At 37.6% G+C, this 16,918-nt stretch carries 15 protein-coding genes, 1 pseudogene and 1 riboswitch; of the genes and pseudogenes, 1 reads left to right on the top strand and 15 read right to left on the bottom strand.

Going from position 1 to position 16,918, the window contains the following annotated elements:
* Positions 1 to 42: 42 nt before the first annotated feature.
* The 12 genes and pseudogenes from WKT11_RS08085 to WKT11_RS08030 form a co-directional block, all read right to left on the bottom strand.
* Positions 43 to 1,194, bottom strand: coding sequence for a phosphotransferase enzyme family protein (locus WKT11_RS08085; protein ID WP_340283803.1), 1,152 nt, complete (start codon positions 1,192 to 1,194; stop codon positions 43 to 45).
* Between the two features lie 2 nt (positions 1,195 to 1,196).
* Positions 1,197 to 2,120 carry a sugar phosphate nucleotidyltransferase gene (locus tag WKT11_RS08080; protein WP_118516625.1) on the bottom strand — a complete coding sequence of 308 codons (924 nt, stop codon included), beginning with the start codon at positions 2,118 to 2,120 and terminating at the stop codon, positions 1,197 to 1,199.
* Positions 2,121 to 2,159: 39 nt separating this feature from the next.
* Positions 2,160 to 4,484 (bottom strand): glycoside hydrolase family 95 protein, encoded by a 2,325-nt coding sequence (locus WKT11_RS08075; RefSeq protein ID WP_118629093.1) that lies wholly within the window; start codon positions 4,482 to 4,484, stop codon positions 2,160 to 2,162.
* Positions 4,485 to 4,511: 27 nt separating this feature from the next.
* Complete coding sequence (locus WKT11_RS08070) at positions 4,512 to 5,714, bottom strand: Gfo/Idh/MocA family protein (protein WP_026649903.1); 1,203 nt, start codon at positions 5,712 to 5,714, stop codon at positions 4,512 to 4,514.
* Positions 5,715 to 5,750: 36 nt separating this feature from the next.
* Positions 5,751 to 6,581 carry a carbohydrate ABC transporter permease gene (locus tag WKT11_RS08065; protein ID WP_026649902.1) on the bottom strand — a complete coding sequence of 277 codons (831 nt, stop codon included), beginning with the start codon at positions 6,579 to 6,581 and terminating at the stop codon, positions 5,751 to 5,753.
* Between the two features lie 11 nt (positions 6,582 to 6,592).
* Positions 6,593 to 7,486 (bottom strand): carbohydrate ABC transporter permease, encoded by an 894-nt coding sequence (locus WKT11_RS08060; RefSeq protein ID WP_081678907.1) that lies wholly within the window; start codon positions 7,484 to 7,486, stop codon positions 6,593 to 6,595.
* Positions 7,487 to 7,563: 77 nt separating this feature from the next.
* Complete coding sequence (locus tag WKT11_RS08055; protein WP_118629095.1) at positions 7,564 to 8,844, bottom strand: ABC transporter substrate-binding protein; 1,281 nt, start codon at positions 8,842 to 8,844, stop codon at positions 7,564 to 7,566.
* Between the two features lie 187 nt (positions 8,845 to 9,031).
* Positions 9,032 to 10,246 carry an extracellular solute-binding protein gene (locus tag WKT11_RS08050; RefSeq protein ID WP_118516617.1) on the bottom strand — a complete coding sequence of 405 codons (1,215 nt, stop codon included), beginning with the start codon at positions 10,244 to 10,246 and terminating at the stop codon, positions 9,032 to 9,034.
* Between the two features lie 6 nt (positions 10,247 to 10,252).
* Positions 10,253 to 11,338, bottom strand: coding sequence for a response regulator (locus tag WKT11_RS08045; protein WP_118516618.1), 1,086 nt, complete (start codon positions 11,336 to 11,338; stop codon positions 10,253 to 10,255).
* 71 nt (positions 11,339 to 11,409) lie between these two features.
* Positions 11,410 to 13,083 carry a sensor histidine kinase gene (locus WKT11_RS08040; RefSeq protein ID WP_340283682.1) on the bottom strand — a complete coding sequence of 558 codons (1,674 nt, stop codon included), beginning with the start codon at positions 13,081 to 13,083 and terminating at the stop codon, positions 11,410 to 11,412.
* Positions 13,084 to 13,389: 306 nt separating this feature from the next.
* Positions 13,390 to 13,572, bottom strand: a pseudogene (locus tag WKT11_RS08035) (carbohydrate ABC transporter permease); the annotation flags it as partial.
* Complete coding sequence (locus WKT11_RS08030; protein WP_420314502.1) at positions 13,569 to 13,622, bottom strand: DUF6783 domain-containing protein; 54 nt, start codon at positions 13,620 to 13,622, stop codon at positions 13,569 to 13,571. The gene WKT11_RS08030 and the pseudogene WKT11_RS08035, both read right to left, overlap by 4 nt.
* Between WKT11_RS08030 and WKT11_RS19985 the strand changes: the two genes are divergently transcribed.
* Positions 13,617 to 13,670, top strand: coding sequence for a DUF6783 domain-containing protein (locus tag WKT11_RS19985; RefSeq protein ID WP_420314501.1), 54 nt, complete (start codon positions 13,617 to 13,619; stop codon positions 13,668 to 13,670). The two genes, WKT11_RS08030 and WKT11_RS19985, sit on opposite strands and share 6 nt — an antisense overlap.
* Before the next feature lie 128 nt (positions 13,671 to 13,798).
* Here WKT11_RS19985 and WKT11_RS08025 read toward each other — a convergent pair whose 3' ends face one another.
* The 3 genes from WKT11_RS08025 to WKT11_RS08015 all read right to left on the bottom strand — a co-directional run bounded on the left by WKT11_RS08025 (position 13,799) and on the right by WKT11_RS08015 (position 16,768).
* Positions 13,799 to 14,725 carry a cation diffusion facilitator family transporter gene (locus tag WKT11_RS08025; RefSeq protein ID WP_340283800.1) on the bottom strand — a complete coding sequence of 309 codons (927 nt, stop codon included), beginning with the start codon at positions 14,723 to 14,725 and terminating at the stop codon, positions 13,799 to 13,801.
* 305 nt (positions 14,726 to 15,030) lie between these two features.
* Positions 15,031 to 15,137: riboswitch (NiCo riboswitch) on the bottom strand.
* 112 nt (positions 15,138 to 15,249) lie between these two features.
* On the bottom strand, positions 15,250 to 16,659 hold the full coding sequence (locus WKT11_RS08020; RefSeq protein WP_243009880.1) for an MATE family efflux transporter: 1,410 nt from the start codon (positions 16,657 to 16,659) through the stop codon (positions 15,250 to 15,252).
* Positions 16,625 to 16,768 carry a hypothetical protein gene (locus WKT11_RS08015; protein WP_340283679.1) on the bottom strand — a complete coding sequence of 48 codons (144 nt, stop codon included), beginning with the start codon at positions 16,766 to 16,768 and terminating at the stop codon, positions 16,625 to 16,627. The genes WKT11_RS08020 and WKT11_RS08015 overlap by 35 nt, the downstream gene beginning before the upstream one ends.
* Positions 16,769 to 16,918 lie beyond the last annotated feature (150 nt).

The raw sequence follows: 16,918 nt of genomic DNA, 5'->3' as shown, positions 1-16,918 counted from the left end.
GTTTCTTCTTCATATTCTCTGGCTCTTTCTACAGCTCTCTTGTCAATATCCGAAGTAATCTGATTTTTCCTGCTTATACATCCGCCTATATTTTTCTGTAATTTTCTGCATTATCTCCCATTTATTTTCCATATCCTCAACAAGCTTAAACTGTGTACGACATCGATCCAGATTATGGTTTTCCCTGTGAATCTTAAAATAATGATCTCCTTCAAGATAATCAGTAAGAAAGCGCATACCACATTCAAAAGTCATCACTTTCGCTCCAAACGGGAGCAACTCCATTTCTTTTGAAGTGAGTTTTCCGTTACATCCTTTCAGAAATCCTCTTAAATAGATTTCATATAAATTCATATCACAGGATACTTTGGTCAAATCAATCTCATCTTCTGCTGCTGTACTGGCTCCAAAACGAATAGAATCTCCAAAATCGTTCATAGCCAGTCCTTGCATAATCGTATCAAGATCAATTACACAGATTCCTTTTCCTGTCTTATCGTCAATCATAACATTATTTAACTTTGTATCATTGTGTGTTACACGAAGCGGAATTTCACCTTTTCGAATCAAAGTGTCAAAAACTGTTGTCAACTTTTCATGTTCCAAGACAAACTCAATTTCCTTTTTTACACTTGCTTTTCGTCCACAGATATCTTTTTCTACTGCATTTTGAAATGCAAGAAATCTGGCTTTTGTATCATGAAATCCTCTGATGGTGTCATGCAGAGATTCTGCCGGATAGTCTGATAGTAACCCCTGAAACTTTCCAAACGCTACAGCACTTTCATAAAAGTCTTCAGGTTTTTCCACCTTGTCATAGCTGGTAGCATCTGTAATATAAATGTATGATCGCCAGTATTCGCCCTGGGAATCTATCACGTATTTTTTTCCGTTTTTAGCAGGAATAAGATTTAACGTTTCCCTTTCAGGATCCCCGCCCATTTCCACAATTTTTTTCTTTAAATGTTCTGTAACTCCTATGACATTTTCCATTAGTTCAACAGGTTTTTCAAAAATTTCCCTGTTCACCCTCTGTAAAATCACATTTAATGAACCCATGTATCCGATTTCATATTTCAGTAAAAATGTGTCATTAATATGGCCACTCCCATATGGTTTTATAAAGACCAATTTTCCTTCATATTGAAATTCATTAATAACTTCTTCTAACTCTTCTTTGGAAATTTTATTCATTTTTAGTCCTTCCATAAGTGCTGAGGATATATACCTTCATCTTTCAATTTCTCAATTGCATTCATTACCAGTGGTTTATCTTCTCTGTAAGTCACGCCATACCATTTATCTTCTGATTCCAGTACTGTAACTATGGCCTTTTCAGATTCGATCAGTTCACTTACAACTGATGGAAGAAAATATTCACATTTCATAGGATTTTCTTGAAGACCTTTTTCCAGAAAAGCAGGAAATCCTTTTTTTATTTCCTGTAAAATACTTTCTGTAAAGCCCCACATGTTCATAGACACCAGTGTCTCTCCATCCAATTCTTCCCATGTCTGGCCCTTATCCTCTGTAAAGACAATTCCGGTTTTCCGCTTTTCAATCTGTGTTCTTTCCACAATTTGTACCAGTTTTCCTTCCTGAGTAACCGTACAGATTCCTCTGGAAACATCCCCATTATCTGTCACCGTATTTTTCAGACGATATCCCACCATTGTATATGAATATTTTTCTGTATCTTCATGTGTTGTAAGAAAATTATAAATAACAGAAAACGCATGATATCCATAATAATCATCTGCGTTAATTACTGCAAACGGACCATCTATTTTATCAGCCGCGCTAAGCACTGCATGAGCAGTTCCCCACGGTTTTTTTCTCCCATCTGGAACCTGATAATTTTCAGGAATGTTCGAAAGTTCCTGAAATGCATAGGCAACATCCATAAATTTGCTTATTCTGTTTCCGATCACTTCTTTAAATTCTTCTTCATTGTCTTTTTTTATAATGAATACAACCTTTTCAAATCCTGCTCTTCTCGCGTCATAGATAGAAAAATCTATAATGATGTGCCCTTCCCTATCTATAGGATCAATCTGTTTTAACCCCCCATATCGACTTCCCATTCCTGCTGCCATAATCACTAAAACTGGTCTCTTCATAAATCTGTCATTCCTTTCTCTTCCCACTGATGTCCTGCATTATTTTCTACCCGTTTTCTGTAAACATACCTTGTTCTGTCCTTCTTTAAAAAAGAATCTGCTGATCTGGCCGTTGTATCTGACGATTACATTTCCTTCTTTTAATGCACTGATTTTAATATAGTACACTTTTCCATTTTTCCAGCTAAAATCAACCGTGTATCCTCCTCTTGCCTTAATCCCTTTAATCTGTCCTCTTTTCCATTGTTCCGGTATTGCAGGTAATAATTCGATGTCATTGTTCTGACTCTGTAAAAGCATTTCAGATATAGCTGCTGCAAACCCAAAATTCCCGTCAATCTGAAACGGAGGATGTGCACAGAACAAATTAGGATAAATTCCTCCGCCGGACATATCCACTTCTGTTGTATGAGTAAGATTGACCTGATTTTTTAAAAGTTCAAATGCTTTCTCTCCATTTTTAAGTCTGGCCCAAAGACTTGCTTTCCAAACCATACACCATCCGGTTCCCTGACTTCCTCTGCGGTTTAAGGATATTTCACACGCTTTTTTCAACTCCTGGTCTGTCTCCTTTATAACATTTCCAGGATATAAACCGTACAAATGAGATACATGTCTATGATGAATATCTGTTTCCCTGTAATCTCTGTACCATTCCTGAAGCTGTCCATCATGACCGATTTTAAAAGGCGGCAGCTTCTTCAATGCAAACTCAGTTTCTTTCTCCAACACATCAACTTTAAGAATTTTACATATCTGAAGGTACGTCGCAAACAATTCCTTTAATATGGAAATATCCATAGTGGAAGCAAAAGTTACGCTGTGTTTTTCTCCTTTCCTATCTAAAAAGCAATTCTCAGGAGAAGTGGACGGACAAGTGACAAGATAACCATCATATTCCGTTAAATATCCAAGATAAAAACGAACGGCTTCCCGTATTACCGGGTATGCCCTGTCTTTCAGAAAATCCCCATCTAACGTATAGCAATAATGTTCCCACATATGCCTGCAAAGCCACGCTGAACTCATTGGCCACAAAGCATACTGGCACGGACTGCCATCCTGTGCATATTTCCCAACCGGATCAGAATTCCCCCATATATCTATATTGTGATGACTAACCCAGCCCTCAAGACCATATAGTTTTTGCGCTGTAATTTTTCCCTTTTTAACGGTTCTGTCAATCAGTTCAAAAAGCGCAGTATGGCAGTCACCAAGATTACAACTTTCAGCCATCCAGTAATTCATTTCTGTATTGATATTGACTGTGTAATTTGAGCTCCAGGGCGCTCTCATCTGATTATTCCAGATTCCCTGTAAGTTTGCAGCCTGTGTCCCCGGTTTCGAAGAACAGATCATGAGATATCGGGCATAATGAAATAATAAAGTGGCAAACTCCGAAGTATTTTCACCCTTTTCAAAGGCTTTCATTTGTTGAATTGTGTCTGTCTTCTCAAAATAATCATCAGCTTCCCCCATGTGAAGATCTAATCTGTCAAAAAACGAATGGTATGTTTCCAGGTGGTTCTGTTTTAATTGCTTATACCCCTTATACTCAGCACACTTCAATATATCGCTCATAAATTCTATAATATTATCGCAACCATCAAAATCTGTCTTTCCGGTCAGAATAATATAAAAATCATCACCGGTTCTAATGGTCAGACCATTTTCATTTTTTTCTATAGTACCTGATTTCAGAACTGGTTTCAGCATAATTCCAAATTTAATCCCTGAGTTTTCTTTATACCGGATTGGTTCTTCGCATTGATAATAATTGGGAGCTGCATAAACCGGAGCATTTGCCTCGAATACCAGCATATTTTCACTTTTTCTCCAGACGCAGGGCATCTGGCTTCTTAATGAAACATGTACTTTTACTTCTGAATCACTGTCTGTTGATATTTTCATCACCAGAACATTATCAGACATACTAACAAATGTTTCTTTCTGGTAAGTTACCCCGCCCTCAATCCAGTGTACTGTATGTAAAGCATCATTTAGTGACAGTTCCCGTTTATACTCCGTTATCTCATTGTTTCCATTTTCTGTCAGCATCTGTACATCAACAGTTCCCACAGGAAGATATGCTGCTGTCCAGTCTCTTAGAATATGGGATTTTGCATACTCTTCCGCCTCATTGTATCTGCTTTCAAATACCAGTTTTCTGATATGATTCCAGTCAGGAAGATCAGGATACGGTTCTGACTGCTTCTGACTGCCAGACCACAAAGTATCCAGATTTAACTCTATTGTCTCCTGTCTGGTGCCTCCCGAAACCATGGCTCCAATCTCACCATTTCCCAGAGGAAGCGATTCAATCCACTCTTTTGCCGGTTCCCTGTAGTTTAATTCCCATTGCATATATTCTGTCTCTTCCTTTATTTTATACTATTTTCGATTCATCCATTTCCCACTGGTAAAATCAGGTATAGCAATTGGCTGTCCTCCCATAGAAATAGATTCTTCTGCAAGTACAGATATACTCATCCATGTTGCCATATCATAAACATCTATTACAGCTTCTGAATTTTCCTGAACACATTTGATAAAATCTGAAAATACAAGAAAATCCATTCCATCATGTCCTTTTTTTACTCCGGCATCCAGATATTTTTTCCATACAGGATGTTCATATTTATCTCTGTATTCCTCGACATTTCCCCAATGTTTTTTCCACTCAAAATGATCTTCTGCTGATTTCTCTCCATCAAGGAAAATAGAACGGTTATCTTCCGTATACATTCCTTTTGTTCCCTGAACTGTAAATCCTCTGGAATAATATCTTGGCAATGTGGTATCCAGAGTCAATAAAATTGTTTCCCCATTACTGCATTTAATAATTGTATTAACAATATCTCCCTGATTAAATGTTGTATTTGATAATACCTCATCATCTGCCTTCTTCTCTTTGATATATTCCTTTAAACCGGCTGCCTTTGAGGAAACAGAAGTTAAAGAAAGGAGTCTGTTGCCTCTGTTAATATGAAGTATTTTTGCAATAGGACCTAATTCATGTGTCGGATAATTTTCTGTATTGCGATGAATGTAATTGGAAAGGCGATAATGTCTGTTTTCCTTTCCAAATGCAACTTCTTCTCTCAGGTCATGACGATAACCCCCTTCACAATGAACAATTTCGCCAAGCACTCCCTGTTCTGCCATGTTTAATACCATCATTTCGTCTCTGCCATACAGACAGTTTTCCAGAAACATAACAGGCACTTTTGTTTCTTCATATGTTTCAATTAATTTCCAGCATTCACGCAATGAATATGCTCCACCTACTTCACATCCCACATATTTTCCTGCTTTCATTGCTTCAATACACATCTCTACATGCATATCCCAGGATGCACAGATGATAACTGCATCTACATCCGGCATCTGCAGTACTTCTTTATAATCTGTCACCATTTTAGGAGTGTTTCTTCCACTCTTTTCAATCACTTTCGCAGCTTCCTGACATCGGTCTTCATATTTATCGCATACTACAACAAACTCTGCATCCGGATGCTCTAAATATGCAGTTTCCAGAAGTCCTTTCCCTCTGGCTCCAAGACCAATCATTCCTATTCTGACTTTATTTCCCATAATATTTTTCCTCCAAATATCAAATGTTTTTATGTCTTATCCTTTTATTCCCTGTAAAGCGATTCCTTCAATAAACTGCTTCTGGAAAAGAGCAAATAATATAAGTAATGGAAGGACTGCAAGAACCGCACCTGCCATCATAACCGGATAATCTGTTGCATACTGTCCCTGAAGATAGGATAATCCGGCTGAAAGGGTCATTTTTTCCGGTGATGTGTTAACAATCATCGGCCACATCAAATCATTCCAGGCACTTCTTAAAGTAAGAATAGCAAGAGCTACCAAACCTGGCTTTACAAGAGGAAACATAATTCTTGAAAAAATCATAAAATGATTGCAACCGTCAATTCTCGCCGCATCTTCCAGTTCGTTCGGAAGTGCCATAAAAAACTGTCTCATCAGAAATGTTCCAAAAGCACTGAACAATCCCGGTATAAATAACGCCGGTATTGTGTTTAACAATCCCATTTTCTGTATCATCAGATACTGTGGCAGGATAAAAAAAGATGATGGAACCATCAGTACAGCAAGCAATGTTCCAAAAATAATATTTCTTCCCGGAAATTTGATTCTTCCAAATGCATATGCTGCCATAGAGCAGAGGATTAACTGTACTACTACGATGACAGTGGCCGTAACAGCTGTATTTAAATACATTTTTGCAAATGGAATCTTTGTAAACACTGCCGCATAATTTGAGAATAACGGTTTTTCCGGAAATATCTTTAACGGAATACAAATTGACTCTGCCTGTGTCTTTAATGATGTAAGGATCATCCATACAAATGGCAGTAGCGTTACTATCATACAAAGAATCAGAATTATAAATACAATTACATGACCCCAGTTTACTTTTTTCGACTTCATAAGAGTTCCTCCTATTCGTAATTAACCCATTTTTTCTGAAGTTTCATCTGTAATGCAGTAATGAGCATAATGATTAAAAACAGAAATACTGCAAGTGCTGATGCATATCCCTTCTTTGAGAACTCAAATGCATTCTTATAAAAATAAACTACCATACTTTGTGACGCTTCCATTGCAAGACCTGTTTTCTGTATCATCATATAAATGGTATCAAATGTCTGGAAAGTTGAGATCAATGTGGTTACTAACACAAAAAACAATGTAGGTGTTATTAATGGTAATGTAATACTAAAGAACTGTCTGATTCCACTGGCACCATCCATTGATGCAGCTTCATAATAACTTCTGGATATTCCCTGAATTCCAGCCAGCAGAATAATCATATTATAACCAACACTGCTCCATACACTTACAATGCAGATTGCAATCCAGGCTAATTGGGGATTACTTAAGAACTGAACCGAACCCATTCCAAATATATTTAAAATGTAATTGATAATACCATAATCACTATTAAACATCCATCTCCAAATCATAGCAACTGCAGCACTCATTGTAATCGCAGGTATGAAATACACTACTCTGAAAAAAGATTTGCCTTTAATCTTCATATTTAAAAATACGGCCAGAAGTAAAGACAAAATAATTACTGATGGCACAATCACAAGAACATATCTCATGGTATTAAATAGTGCATGCCACATTGTTGAATCGTGAAACATTTGTATGTAATTTTCCAATCCGACCCATTTAGTTTTATTAAAAGCACCAACCTCATGAAAACTGTCATAAAACACTTTAAAAATAGGGTAAAAATAGAACACTCCAAGGCCTAAAACCAATGGTAAAATCATGGTATAGCCGGATATATAGTCCATTTTTTTCCGTTTACTGATTGCCTTCATATACCACTTCCCCTTTCGCATTTTATTAAGAAAGGCACTTGCTGACAACGCAAATGCCTTTCCATTTTATCCACTCCTTATTCACTGGCTAAAACTTCGTTCATCTTTTCTGCAAGAGTATCACAGGCATCTTTTACATCTACCTGAAAATTATATGCTTTCTTAAGTTCTTCTGCCTGATATTGTTCCCACTCTGCTGTATTTTTGGATACAGGATATGGATAGGAATATTCCTTTGATGCTGTAACAAATGTAGAAAGATTATAGGCTTTATTCTTATCTACCCAAATATCAGCAGTTCCTTCATAGGCTGGAATTGCAGCTCCCATTTCAGCAGAAAGTTTATTTGCCTCTTCACCTGATAAAAACTCAACCCATTTCCATGCTGCTTCCGGATTTTTCGTATCTTTATAAATACAATTTCCAAGACCATGAATTACTGTGGCCTGTTTTCCATTAATAGATGGAACAGGGGCAACATCAATATCGTCTTTAATATCTGAATCAAGAACCTGACTCAGAAACCATGATCCGCACCAGTACATTCCAAGTCTTCCGGATAAGAACTGTACATTTCCCTGAGTCTCTTCTATAGATGCCTCTGATGGGCTTACTCCATCTTTCATCATATCTACCCAACACTGTACACCTGCCTGAGTTGCTTCTGTATCATAACCGGACGTTTTCTTATCCTCAGATACAATAGTTCCTCCATTGGCAAAAATGGTGTTATAAATACCTATCTGTGTATCATATCCGGCAGAAATTCCGTATACACTTCCATCACTCCTGGTTAACTGTTTTGCAATGTCTGCCATATCATCCCATGTCCAGTCATCTGTTGGATATGGAACTCCTGCTTCATCAAAAATCTTCTTATTGTACCATACACCGATTGTGTCAAAATCTTTCGGAATTGCATACTGTTTTCCATCAACATTATAAAGTTCAACCAATGCCTCCGGATACTTTCCTGTATCAACATTATCTTCTTTAATACGGTCACTGATATCCATCAGAACATCTCCGTCCGCATATTTCATGATATTTGGACCGTTCATCCAAAATACATCTGCAATACTTCCGCCAGTTGCTCCTGCCTCAAGTTTTGTCCAGTATTCATCCCATGAACTCGGTTCCAACGTAACTTTCACATCCGGATACTGCTCATTAAACTTCTCTATGCATTTTTCAAAGTATGGTTGCTGAGCTGTATCCCAGAATGCATATCGTATCTCTCCCGAAATTTCTTCTTTTCCGTCTGTTTTTTCTTTCTCTTTAGATGATCCACATCCGGCCATGCTCCCAAGTGCTATCACACAGCTCAGCCCCAATGCTCCCGCTTTTTTCAACTTCATTTTGTCACCCTCCTTTATTTGGTAGATTTATCATAATCGAATTTCAGACAAATCTCCATTCACTTCATTGCCATTAATCTGTACATTATTTCCTTTTTCTTATAAAAAAGGCGAAAGATGCATCTATCTCAAGAATCCATCTTCCACCACTTTTTTTCTTGCACAATATTTACTTTTTTCTTTTGATTTATTTACTTTTTAATGAGTCCACAATCTCATCTTCTGAAATATCTCCTGACAGATATCTGAAAATATTGGCTTCAAAATCTTCTCTTTGTTCAAAATCCCAGTCATTTCCAGGAAGTTCCCTGATAATATCCGCTTTCTTCAATTTAGCATATGCTTCATATATAATATCGTTTTGTCCCGAAAGATCAGCTATATTTACGTTCGGATTCGAAGGTATCTGACCAGTTTTTTTCCATATTTTCGTCTGCACCTTTTCACTGAGCATATATTTCAGAAAACGTATACAAGCTTCTTTTTGTTTTGTATCACTGGAACTTCCAATGAAATATCCGGGATACGCAGATACCATCGCCACATCTTTATTATTTTTGTCCGGAAACATTGCATATTCCATTTTTAATTTAGGATTTATCTTCTGTTCACTGGCTATACCACCGGCATAAATTGCCGAATGCCCTACATTAAAACTTCTTAATCTATCCCTGTATGTATAATTTTTTTCCACATCAGCATAATCTTTAATTTCATTTAATAATTTCAACGCCTCCGAGATACTTTTCTCATCAGAATCAGTATCTCCAATATATGACTGCATCATACATTCAATTGTGTTATAATCCAGATGCATGGAAACCGTATCCAGTTTCTCCTGCTCTGCCCATTGTTTTATCTTCTTACAACATTCCAGAAATTCTTTCCAGTTTTCCGGCGTTTTCTGTATCTTTGCATTTTCAAATATCTGTTTATTATACCAGTAACCACCTGTATTCAGAACATCTGTAACCGTATAGAGTTTTCCATCTGCAGTTTTCCATTTCATCAGAGTTTCCGGAGCAATCATACTCTGAAATTCTTTATCCTTTTCTATATAAGGCATAATATCAATCACATATCCCTGAGTAACCATAAAAGAATATAATGTATCGTTTCCTGTTTCGCCGATATAAATGAGATTTGGCAATTTTCCTACAGAAATCATTTCTTTTACTTTTGATGTTACATTTTCCGGCGAAGGCATGGATATCAGTTTCAGAGAAATGTCCGGATTATCTTTTTCGAATTCACTATATATTTCCCTCATGGCCTGATTATCTTCTTCCATTGTTCCCCAGCCATGTAAAAGAACAATACTGATTTCATCTGACTGTGACAATGTTCCACATCCTGATAAACACATCAGCAACATCAGAAGAAGTATCAGACATTTTTTCATAACGATTTACCTCCGGTAAAGTTTCTCATACTCCTTCGGGGAATATCCTGTATATTTTTTAAAAACACGTGAAAAATATGCCGTATCTTCCCATCCTATACTGTCTGCTATTTCATAAACTCTCATCTTTCCGTCTTCAATATATTTCCTGGCAATTTCAATTTTTTTCCGATTAATCGTTTCGAACAGTTTCTCGCCTGTCCGTTCCTTATATATTCTGCTGATGTAACATCTGTTTGCATGTACCGCATCCGCAATAAGATCCAGGCTTATTTTCTTCGTATAATTTTTCTCTATAAATTTGTTAATGGAATCAATCAGTTCATCCGCAGTCTGAATTTTTTTATTTTTCTTTCTGACAAATGATAGCATCATACTTTCCAGACAATCTTCAATCTCAATAATCCGTTTTGTTTCAAGAATCAGATTGATAGCATCTTCCTGTTCCATATCGAATCCGGTTACTTCATCATCTCCATATTCAATATACAATCTGTGACACTCGGAAATAAACAGAATAGCGGCACTTCGTATATAAGAGTCTGAGTAATCTCTGATAGCCGAACGTAATTTCTGCATTTCTTCCATGCATACATTCTCATCCCCACTCTGCATACAACTTATAATATTACAGACAATTTTATTCAATTTATTATCATTCAGTTTGTTTTTCTGTCCTGCGTATACTTCTGTTCTGTTCTTCTCTGAACGATTATCTTTCTTCAATTCTTCAGAAATTTCTTCCAATGCTTTAGGAAGATCTTCAAACAAATTACTCTTTATCACATATCTTTTCACCTGAAATACAATCGCCTGTTGAGCATATTTAAAATCTTCATATGCCGTAAGCAGCACAACTACTATATCCGGATAATTCTCATGTATCCACTGCGCAGCCTCCATCCCTGTCATAAGTGGCATTTGTATATCCAGTATTACGATATCCGGTTTGTATTTTTCTACAGCATTTACTACTTCTTTCCCATTTTTTAATGCTTCTGCAAGATGATATCCCAGTTCATCCCACGGAATCATTTCTTTTAATGCTTCTCTTATAAATGGTTCATCATCTGCTACTATAACCTTCCACATATTAATTCCCTTCCCGCTAAATTCCTATTCAAGCATATATCCTCAATTGAAACAGGGGATACCTGATTCGGTTAAACTGTTCTATCCTTTCTCATAGGAAGACAGACCGTAACTATTGTTCCTTTTCCAATCTCGCTCTGGAATAATACGCCATATTTATCACCATAAAGATTACGTATCAGTCTCTGAATGTTCATGACACCTACTCGAGGATTCTTATTATCTTTCCTGTCATCCATTTCATTCACATTAAATCCTACGCCATCGTCTTCTACAACAATATTTATAGAATCTTCAGAAGCTTCTCTGATTGCTACCCTGATTCTGCCTTCTGTTCCCTTTGGCTCCAGTCCATGGATGACCGCATTCTCTACTATCGGTTCTATACAGAGTCTGGGGACATAACATTCCTTTATCTCATCAGACTCCCATTCAATATTATAGGTGATGATATCCTTAAATCTTTCACTCTGAAGGTATAAGTAAAATCCGGCTATTTCCATTTCTTCTTTTAACTTTATCTCAACCTCATTTCTTCTGAATAATTTTCCTCTCATTAATCCTGCAAAAGATGTTACCGTCTGATATAATTCTTCATCGCGGTGTTTTTTTACCTTAATAGCAATCATTGTCAGTACATTAAACATAAAATGTGGATTTATCTGAGCTTGCAGATACTGAAGCCGCGCTTCTTTCACAAGTAATTGTGTTTCGTATACTTCTTTGATCAGAGTTTCAATTCTCACTGTCATTTCATTAAAAGAGTCGCTGATCTGCTGAAACTCTAAAATATTGTAATTCTCCAGCTTTGTTTCAAAGTCTCCCGTTCCAACCTGTTCAATTTTTTTTACAATTCTCTGTAACGGATAAGTAACCCTCCTTGAATAATACAATGCTGAAACTACTACTGCAATAAACATAGATACAGCAATTGCCCAGGCCAGCTGAAATCCCGGTCTAATATCCAGATATAATTTACTTTTTGGTATTATTATGTAAGTAGATAAACCAAAACTGTCCTGATTTTTTTTATACAGGTATTTTTTATGATCTTTTTTTATTTCTCCGTCCAGATTAATCAGCTCATCTTTTAAAATTCCATTTAATCCTGTTCCCCCTATTTCAGTCCCATCATTCGTCTGTATTGACCAGTAATATGTCTGATATTTTTCCAGTTTGGAAAAGATCTTGTTGATATTTTCCATATCAAATATTGCAACACAATATCCCATACGTTCCATGTCATCATCATAAACAGAAAAATAGCACTCTATTTCCTGACCGTTTTTTCTGTAATAGAACATTTTGTCCTGGTCTCTGTATCTTTTAATTCCATCAATTATACGTGTATTCTTTATATTATCTGCCGATTGTGTCTCCGGATAAAAATGAATCCCTTTATACTCCATATTTTTAGAAAATACATAATAGTCACTTACAATCGGAAATGTATCCGACACCATATTCTGATTGGAAAAAAGGTTGATTCCCTGTTTCATTACTTTCTCAATTCCCTCTGTCGAACCGGTACGGAAAAAATAATTCATATTTTCATTTTCACTCAGATATATCACTGATTTTTCCCAGAACAGCAGATGATTTGTAAACTGCTTTTCCACACTTTCCATATAGAAATCCATATCTTCGCGCAATGCAATTGAAGACCACTGGAATATGATAACGGATAATCCTCCACCAACCAGAAGCATTGTCATAATACTGGTCCACACAAGCATATTCACCATTTCAGACCGAATTGTCTTTTTATTCTGTCTTTTTATTCTGTCTTTTTATTCTGTCTTTATTCTTTACTTTCATATATTAAAATTTCCTGTTGTCTGGAGTATTTTTATTATAATTTTATCATAAGTGTCAGATTATATCCAGCACTATATGCAGAAGATATCCACCTTTCAACTGTCTTAATCACATTATTTTATGGAATTTCTATAAATTATCGGGACATTACGGAGTAATTTCCTGTAACTCAAAAAACTGCCGTTCCCCAATAATTAGGAAAACGACAGCTTTTCAAAAAAGTATTTGCAAGCCTATTTAATAGCACCCTCAACCATACCATTCATAATCTGCTTCTGAGCAAGCAGGAATACGATGATCATTGGAATCATTGCCAGGAGTGCTGCAGTAAGGATCAGATCCCACTGCTTAACATAAGAACCAACAAACGCCTGTACAGCAACCGGAAGAGTCTTAACCTTACCATTCTGTCCTAACCTACGGCAACTGAATTCGGGTGAAATATCCCGCAAAGTGGGGCGTGCAGATTGCGGGAATGATTTTTCAGACACACTCTAGTACTGTATCCGGTTAGTTTCTAAACTATAACCGGATGCAGTACTAGGAACAGAATATAAAAGTTTCGCTTAACTTTAACACATAGATGATCACTCAATAAAAAAAGACTGCCCAGATTATACTTCGGACAGTCTCGCTTTTTATTTACTCATTCACCGGATTCACATGAACCATGCAGTGTTTTACGTCTTTAAAATTTTTCTCTATAGTATGATGAACATTCTCTGCAACGTCATGTGCCTCATTCAGTGGAATCTCACCATCTGCTGAGATTTCAATATCCACATACATCTTAGAACCAAATAATCGTGTCTGAAGAAGGTCGATTCCCTTCACTCCTTTCACTCCCATGATCACTTCTCTCATGCTCTCTTCTGTTGCCTCATCGCAGGAGTGGTCAACCATCTTATCAATGGCATCTCTGAAAATATCTACAGATGCTTTCACGATCAGTACACAGATTGCCACACTGGCAATTGGATCCAGGATCGGGAAGCCAAGTCTCGCACCCAGGATACCGATAAATGCACCAACAGAAGACATTGCATCTGAACGATGGTGCCATGCATCTGCCATCAGTGCACCGGAATTTATTTTCTTCGCAGCACTTCTGGTATACCAGAACATCCACTCCTTCACTACAATAGAAACAACTGCCGCAATCAGTGCCAATGTTCCAGGAATTGCAATGCTTGCTCCTGAAGTACTCTTAATAATGTTCTCAATTCCACTCATGCCGATTCCGATACCGGTTGCCAGAAGCAGTCCGGACAAAATAATGGAAGATACACATTCCATCCGCTCATGTCCATACTGATGCTCCTTATCGGATTTTTTGCTGGATAAATTCACACCGACTATTACTACGAAAGTACTTCCCACATCAGATGCTGAATGAATCGCATCTGAGATCATGGCACCTGAATGTGCCAGAATTCCGGCAAGTAATTTAAATAAGGAAAGTAACAGGTTTACTGCAATACTCACACCTGATACCTTCATTGCCACCTTATGTTCCCATGCAGGCTCTTCCTTCTTAGCTATCGTATTACTGTTTGTCTTGTCTGGCATTGCTGTCATGTTTAATTTTTTTGTCTGTTCCATAACTAGGACCTCCTAAATTTTCTTTTCAAATATATAAGCTTTTGTACTTTCCTATATTTGAGTTTACAGGTTCTTCTTATGTCACATACATTGCGCCACAGTCAGAAAACATATTTTCTTTCTGTGACTTATCAAAGTGCGGTCTTACAGGGGTCTTTTTGTATTTCGGAACTGCACCTGTCTCAGAAAATCCTCCTAAAAAAATCCCTCTAAAAGAAAATCTTTCCAAAACATACTTTTCAGAAAACAAAAAGACACACCTGCGGAACATACACTGTCCCACAGATATGTCTGAAAATTTTCATATCTGCTGCCGCTTCGCGCGGCCCGGCCCCACGCCCTCGAGCATCTCGGGCATCGCCTGCTCAGTTTGTACTGTTGATCTCGCATTCTGTTGAATGTAATGCAGTGCAAAGAGAATATAAATATTTTTTCTGATAATACACTATAGTATATCGGTTAGTCAAGCCAAATGTTATTGAATTTTTTTATCATGATGAAACAATATTCTGCAGCCACACACCCTTCTTAACCAGCACAAATCCAATCACGCACTTAATCAGATCTGCCAGCTGCACACATGCATAAATCACAAGTACATGAATCCCTGTATAACGACTCAGCACAAACGCGATCGGCACACTGACGCACCAGATAAACACACTGTCAAACAGGAACGTAATAATCGTCTTTCCACCGGAACGCAGGGTAAAATAGGTTGCATGCAAAAACGCATTCTGCGGCATAAAAAACGCAGTGATCATAATCAGATACTTCGCGAGCTCCCTCGCCTCATCATTCGTATTGTAAAGCATCGGAAACAGCGGTGCCATAACAAACATCACAATCGCAACACAGGTACAGCACATCACCGAAAAGGCAATCATCTTGTTATCTGTATCTCTGGCCTTCTTCATATCACCGGCACCCAGAAGCTGTCCTACAATAATCGCAACAGATTCTCCCAGTGCAATAAACACAATATTAAACACATTATTGATCGTATTCGAAATATTCAAAGAAGCAACCACATTCAGGCCCCTCACAGAATAACACTGAGTCAGCATAGCCATAGCTGAAGCCCATAAAGTCTCATTAAACAACAGCGGAGTTCCTTTGACCAGAATCTTCTTTGTCAAATTTGCAGGAACCTTAAGCGTACTGTATAGTCCATTTACAAATGCATTCTTCTCTGTATGCCTGTGTGTCCAGCCTATTACAATTGCAGCCTCCACATAACGTGACAGCACAGTTGCAATTGCCGCACCTCTCACACCCAGTCTCGGGAAGAAAAATACACCATAGATCAACAGATAATTAAACAGCAGATTTACACAGATTGCCACAACCCCTGCTTTCATTGGCAGAACAGTCTCTCCGCACTCTCTCAGAGTACTGGAATAAATCTGCACCATCATAAACGGCGGCAACCCAAACAGCATAATATCCAGATACTGCTTTCCATACTTAAGCGTATCCGCAATCTGCTGCGCAGTACCCTCTCCCTGGAGATACATACTGATCAGATTCTCTCCAACAGTCAGAAACAGCAAAATCGTCCCAATCGTCAGAATCACAGCCATCCAGAACTTATATCTGAATGTCTGTCTCACACCCTCATTATCCTTCTGTCCAAAGTACTGTGCCGTGAAAATACCCGCTCCGGATACCCCTCCGAAAATACACAGATTATAGACAAAAATCAGCTGATTCACAATGGAAGCCCCTGACATCTGCTCCGTACCGATCCGCCCGATCATAATATTATCTAACAGACTCACGAAATTCGTGATTCCATTCTGGATCATGATCGGAACAGCCACAGCCAGAACCATCATATAAAACTTCCTGTCACCGATAAACTTCTTACAAAACGATGACTTCTCCTTCGTCCTCTCCATAAAACTTTTCCTCATCCTTCTTCACAAAAATAGACTGTCCAGAGACAGCCTTCGCCTTAAGCGTTGTATCACCTACATTACTATAAAACCCCCAACATTTCAAGCCCATATCAGTAAATTTATTTTTCTTGTCGCTTCAGCGACATAATTCCTCTCCGTCGCAGTGCGATCCTGCCCGGAGGGCTTTTTTATGTTATAGGAGCATTACGGAGTAATTTCCTGTAACATAAAAAAGCTGCCGTCCTCAATAAATGAAGAA

The organism is Blautia sp. HCN-1074, assembly GCF_037890165.1.
In the GTDB taxonomy this organism is placed as follows: Bacteria; Bacillota; Clostridia; order Lachnospirales; family Lachnospiraceae; genus Blautia_A.
Note: the sequence above shows the minus strand (reverse complement) of the source record. Positions and strands in the feature narration are given on the sequence as shown.

Excerpts from the sequence above, each read along its gene's own strand:
- WKT11_RS08085 (WP_340283803.1), bottom strand. The coding sequence starts at position 1,194 with ATGAATAAAATTTCCAAAGAAGAGTTAGAAGAAGTTATTAATGAATTT.
- WKT11_RS08080 (WP_118516625.1), bottom strand. The coding sequence starts at position 2,120 with ATGAAGAGACCAGTTTTAGTGATTATGGCAGCAGGAATGGGAAGTCGA.
- WKT11_RS08075 (WP_118629093.1), bottom strand. The coding sequence starts at position 4,484 with ATGCAATGGGAATTAAACTACAGGGAACCGGCAAAAGAGTGGATTGAA.
- WKT11_RS08070 (WP_026649903.1), bottom strand. The coding sequence starts at position 5,714 with ATGGGAAATAAAGTCAGAATAGGAATGATTGGTCTTGGAGCCAGAGGG.
- WKT11_RS08065 (WP_026649902.1), bottom strand. The coding sequence starts at position 6,581 with ATGAAGTCGAAAAAAGTAAACTGGGGTCATGTAATTGTATTTATAATT.
- WKT11_RS08060 (WP_081678907.1), bottom strand. The coding sequence starts at position 7,486 with ATGAAGGCAATCAGTAAACGGAAAAAAATGGACTATATATCCGGCTAT.
- WKT11_RS08055 (WP_118629095.1), bottom strand. The coding sequence starts at position 8,844 with ATGAAGTTGAAAAAAGCGGGAGCATTGGGGCTGAGCTGTGTGATAGCA.
- WKT11_RS08050 (WP_118516617.1), bottom strand. The coding sequence starts at position 10,246 with ATGAAAAAATGTCTGATACTTCTTCTGATGTTGCTGATGTGTTTATCA.
- WKT11_RS08045 (WP_118516618.1), bottom strand. The coding sequence starts at position 11,338 with ATGTGGAAGGTTATAGTAGCAGATGATGAACCATTTATAAGAGAAGCA.
- WKT11_RS08040 (WP_340283682.1), bottom strand. The coding sequence starts at position 13,083 with ATGGTGAATATGCTTGTGTGGACCAGTATTATGACAATGCTTCTGGTT.
- WKT11_RS08025 (WP_340283800.1), bottom strand. The coding sequence starts at position 14,725 with ATGCCAGACAAGACAAACAGTAATACGATAGCTAAGAAGGAAGAGCCT.
- WKT11_RS08020 (WP_243009880.1), bottom strand. The coding sequence starts at position 16,659 with ATGGAGAGGACGAAGGAGAAGTCATCGTTTTGTAAGAAGTTTATCGGT.
- WKT11_RS08015 (WP_340283679.1), bottom strand. The coding sequence starts at position 16,768 with ATGGGCTTGAAATGTTGGGGGTTTTATAGTAATGTAGGTGATACAACG.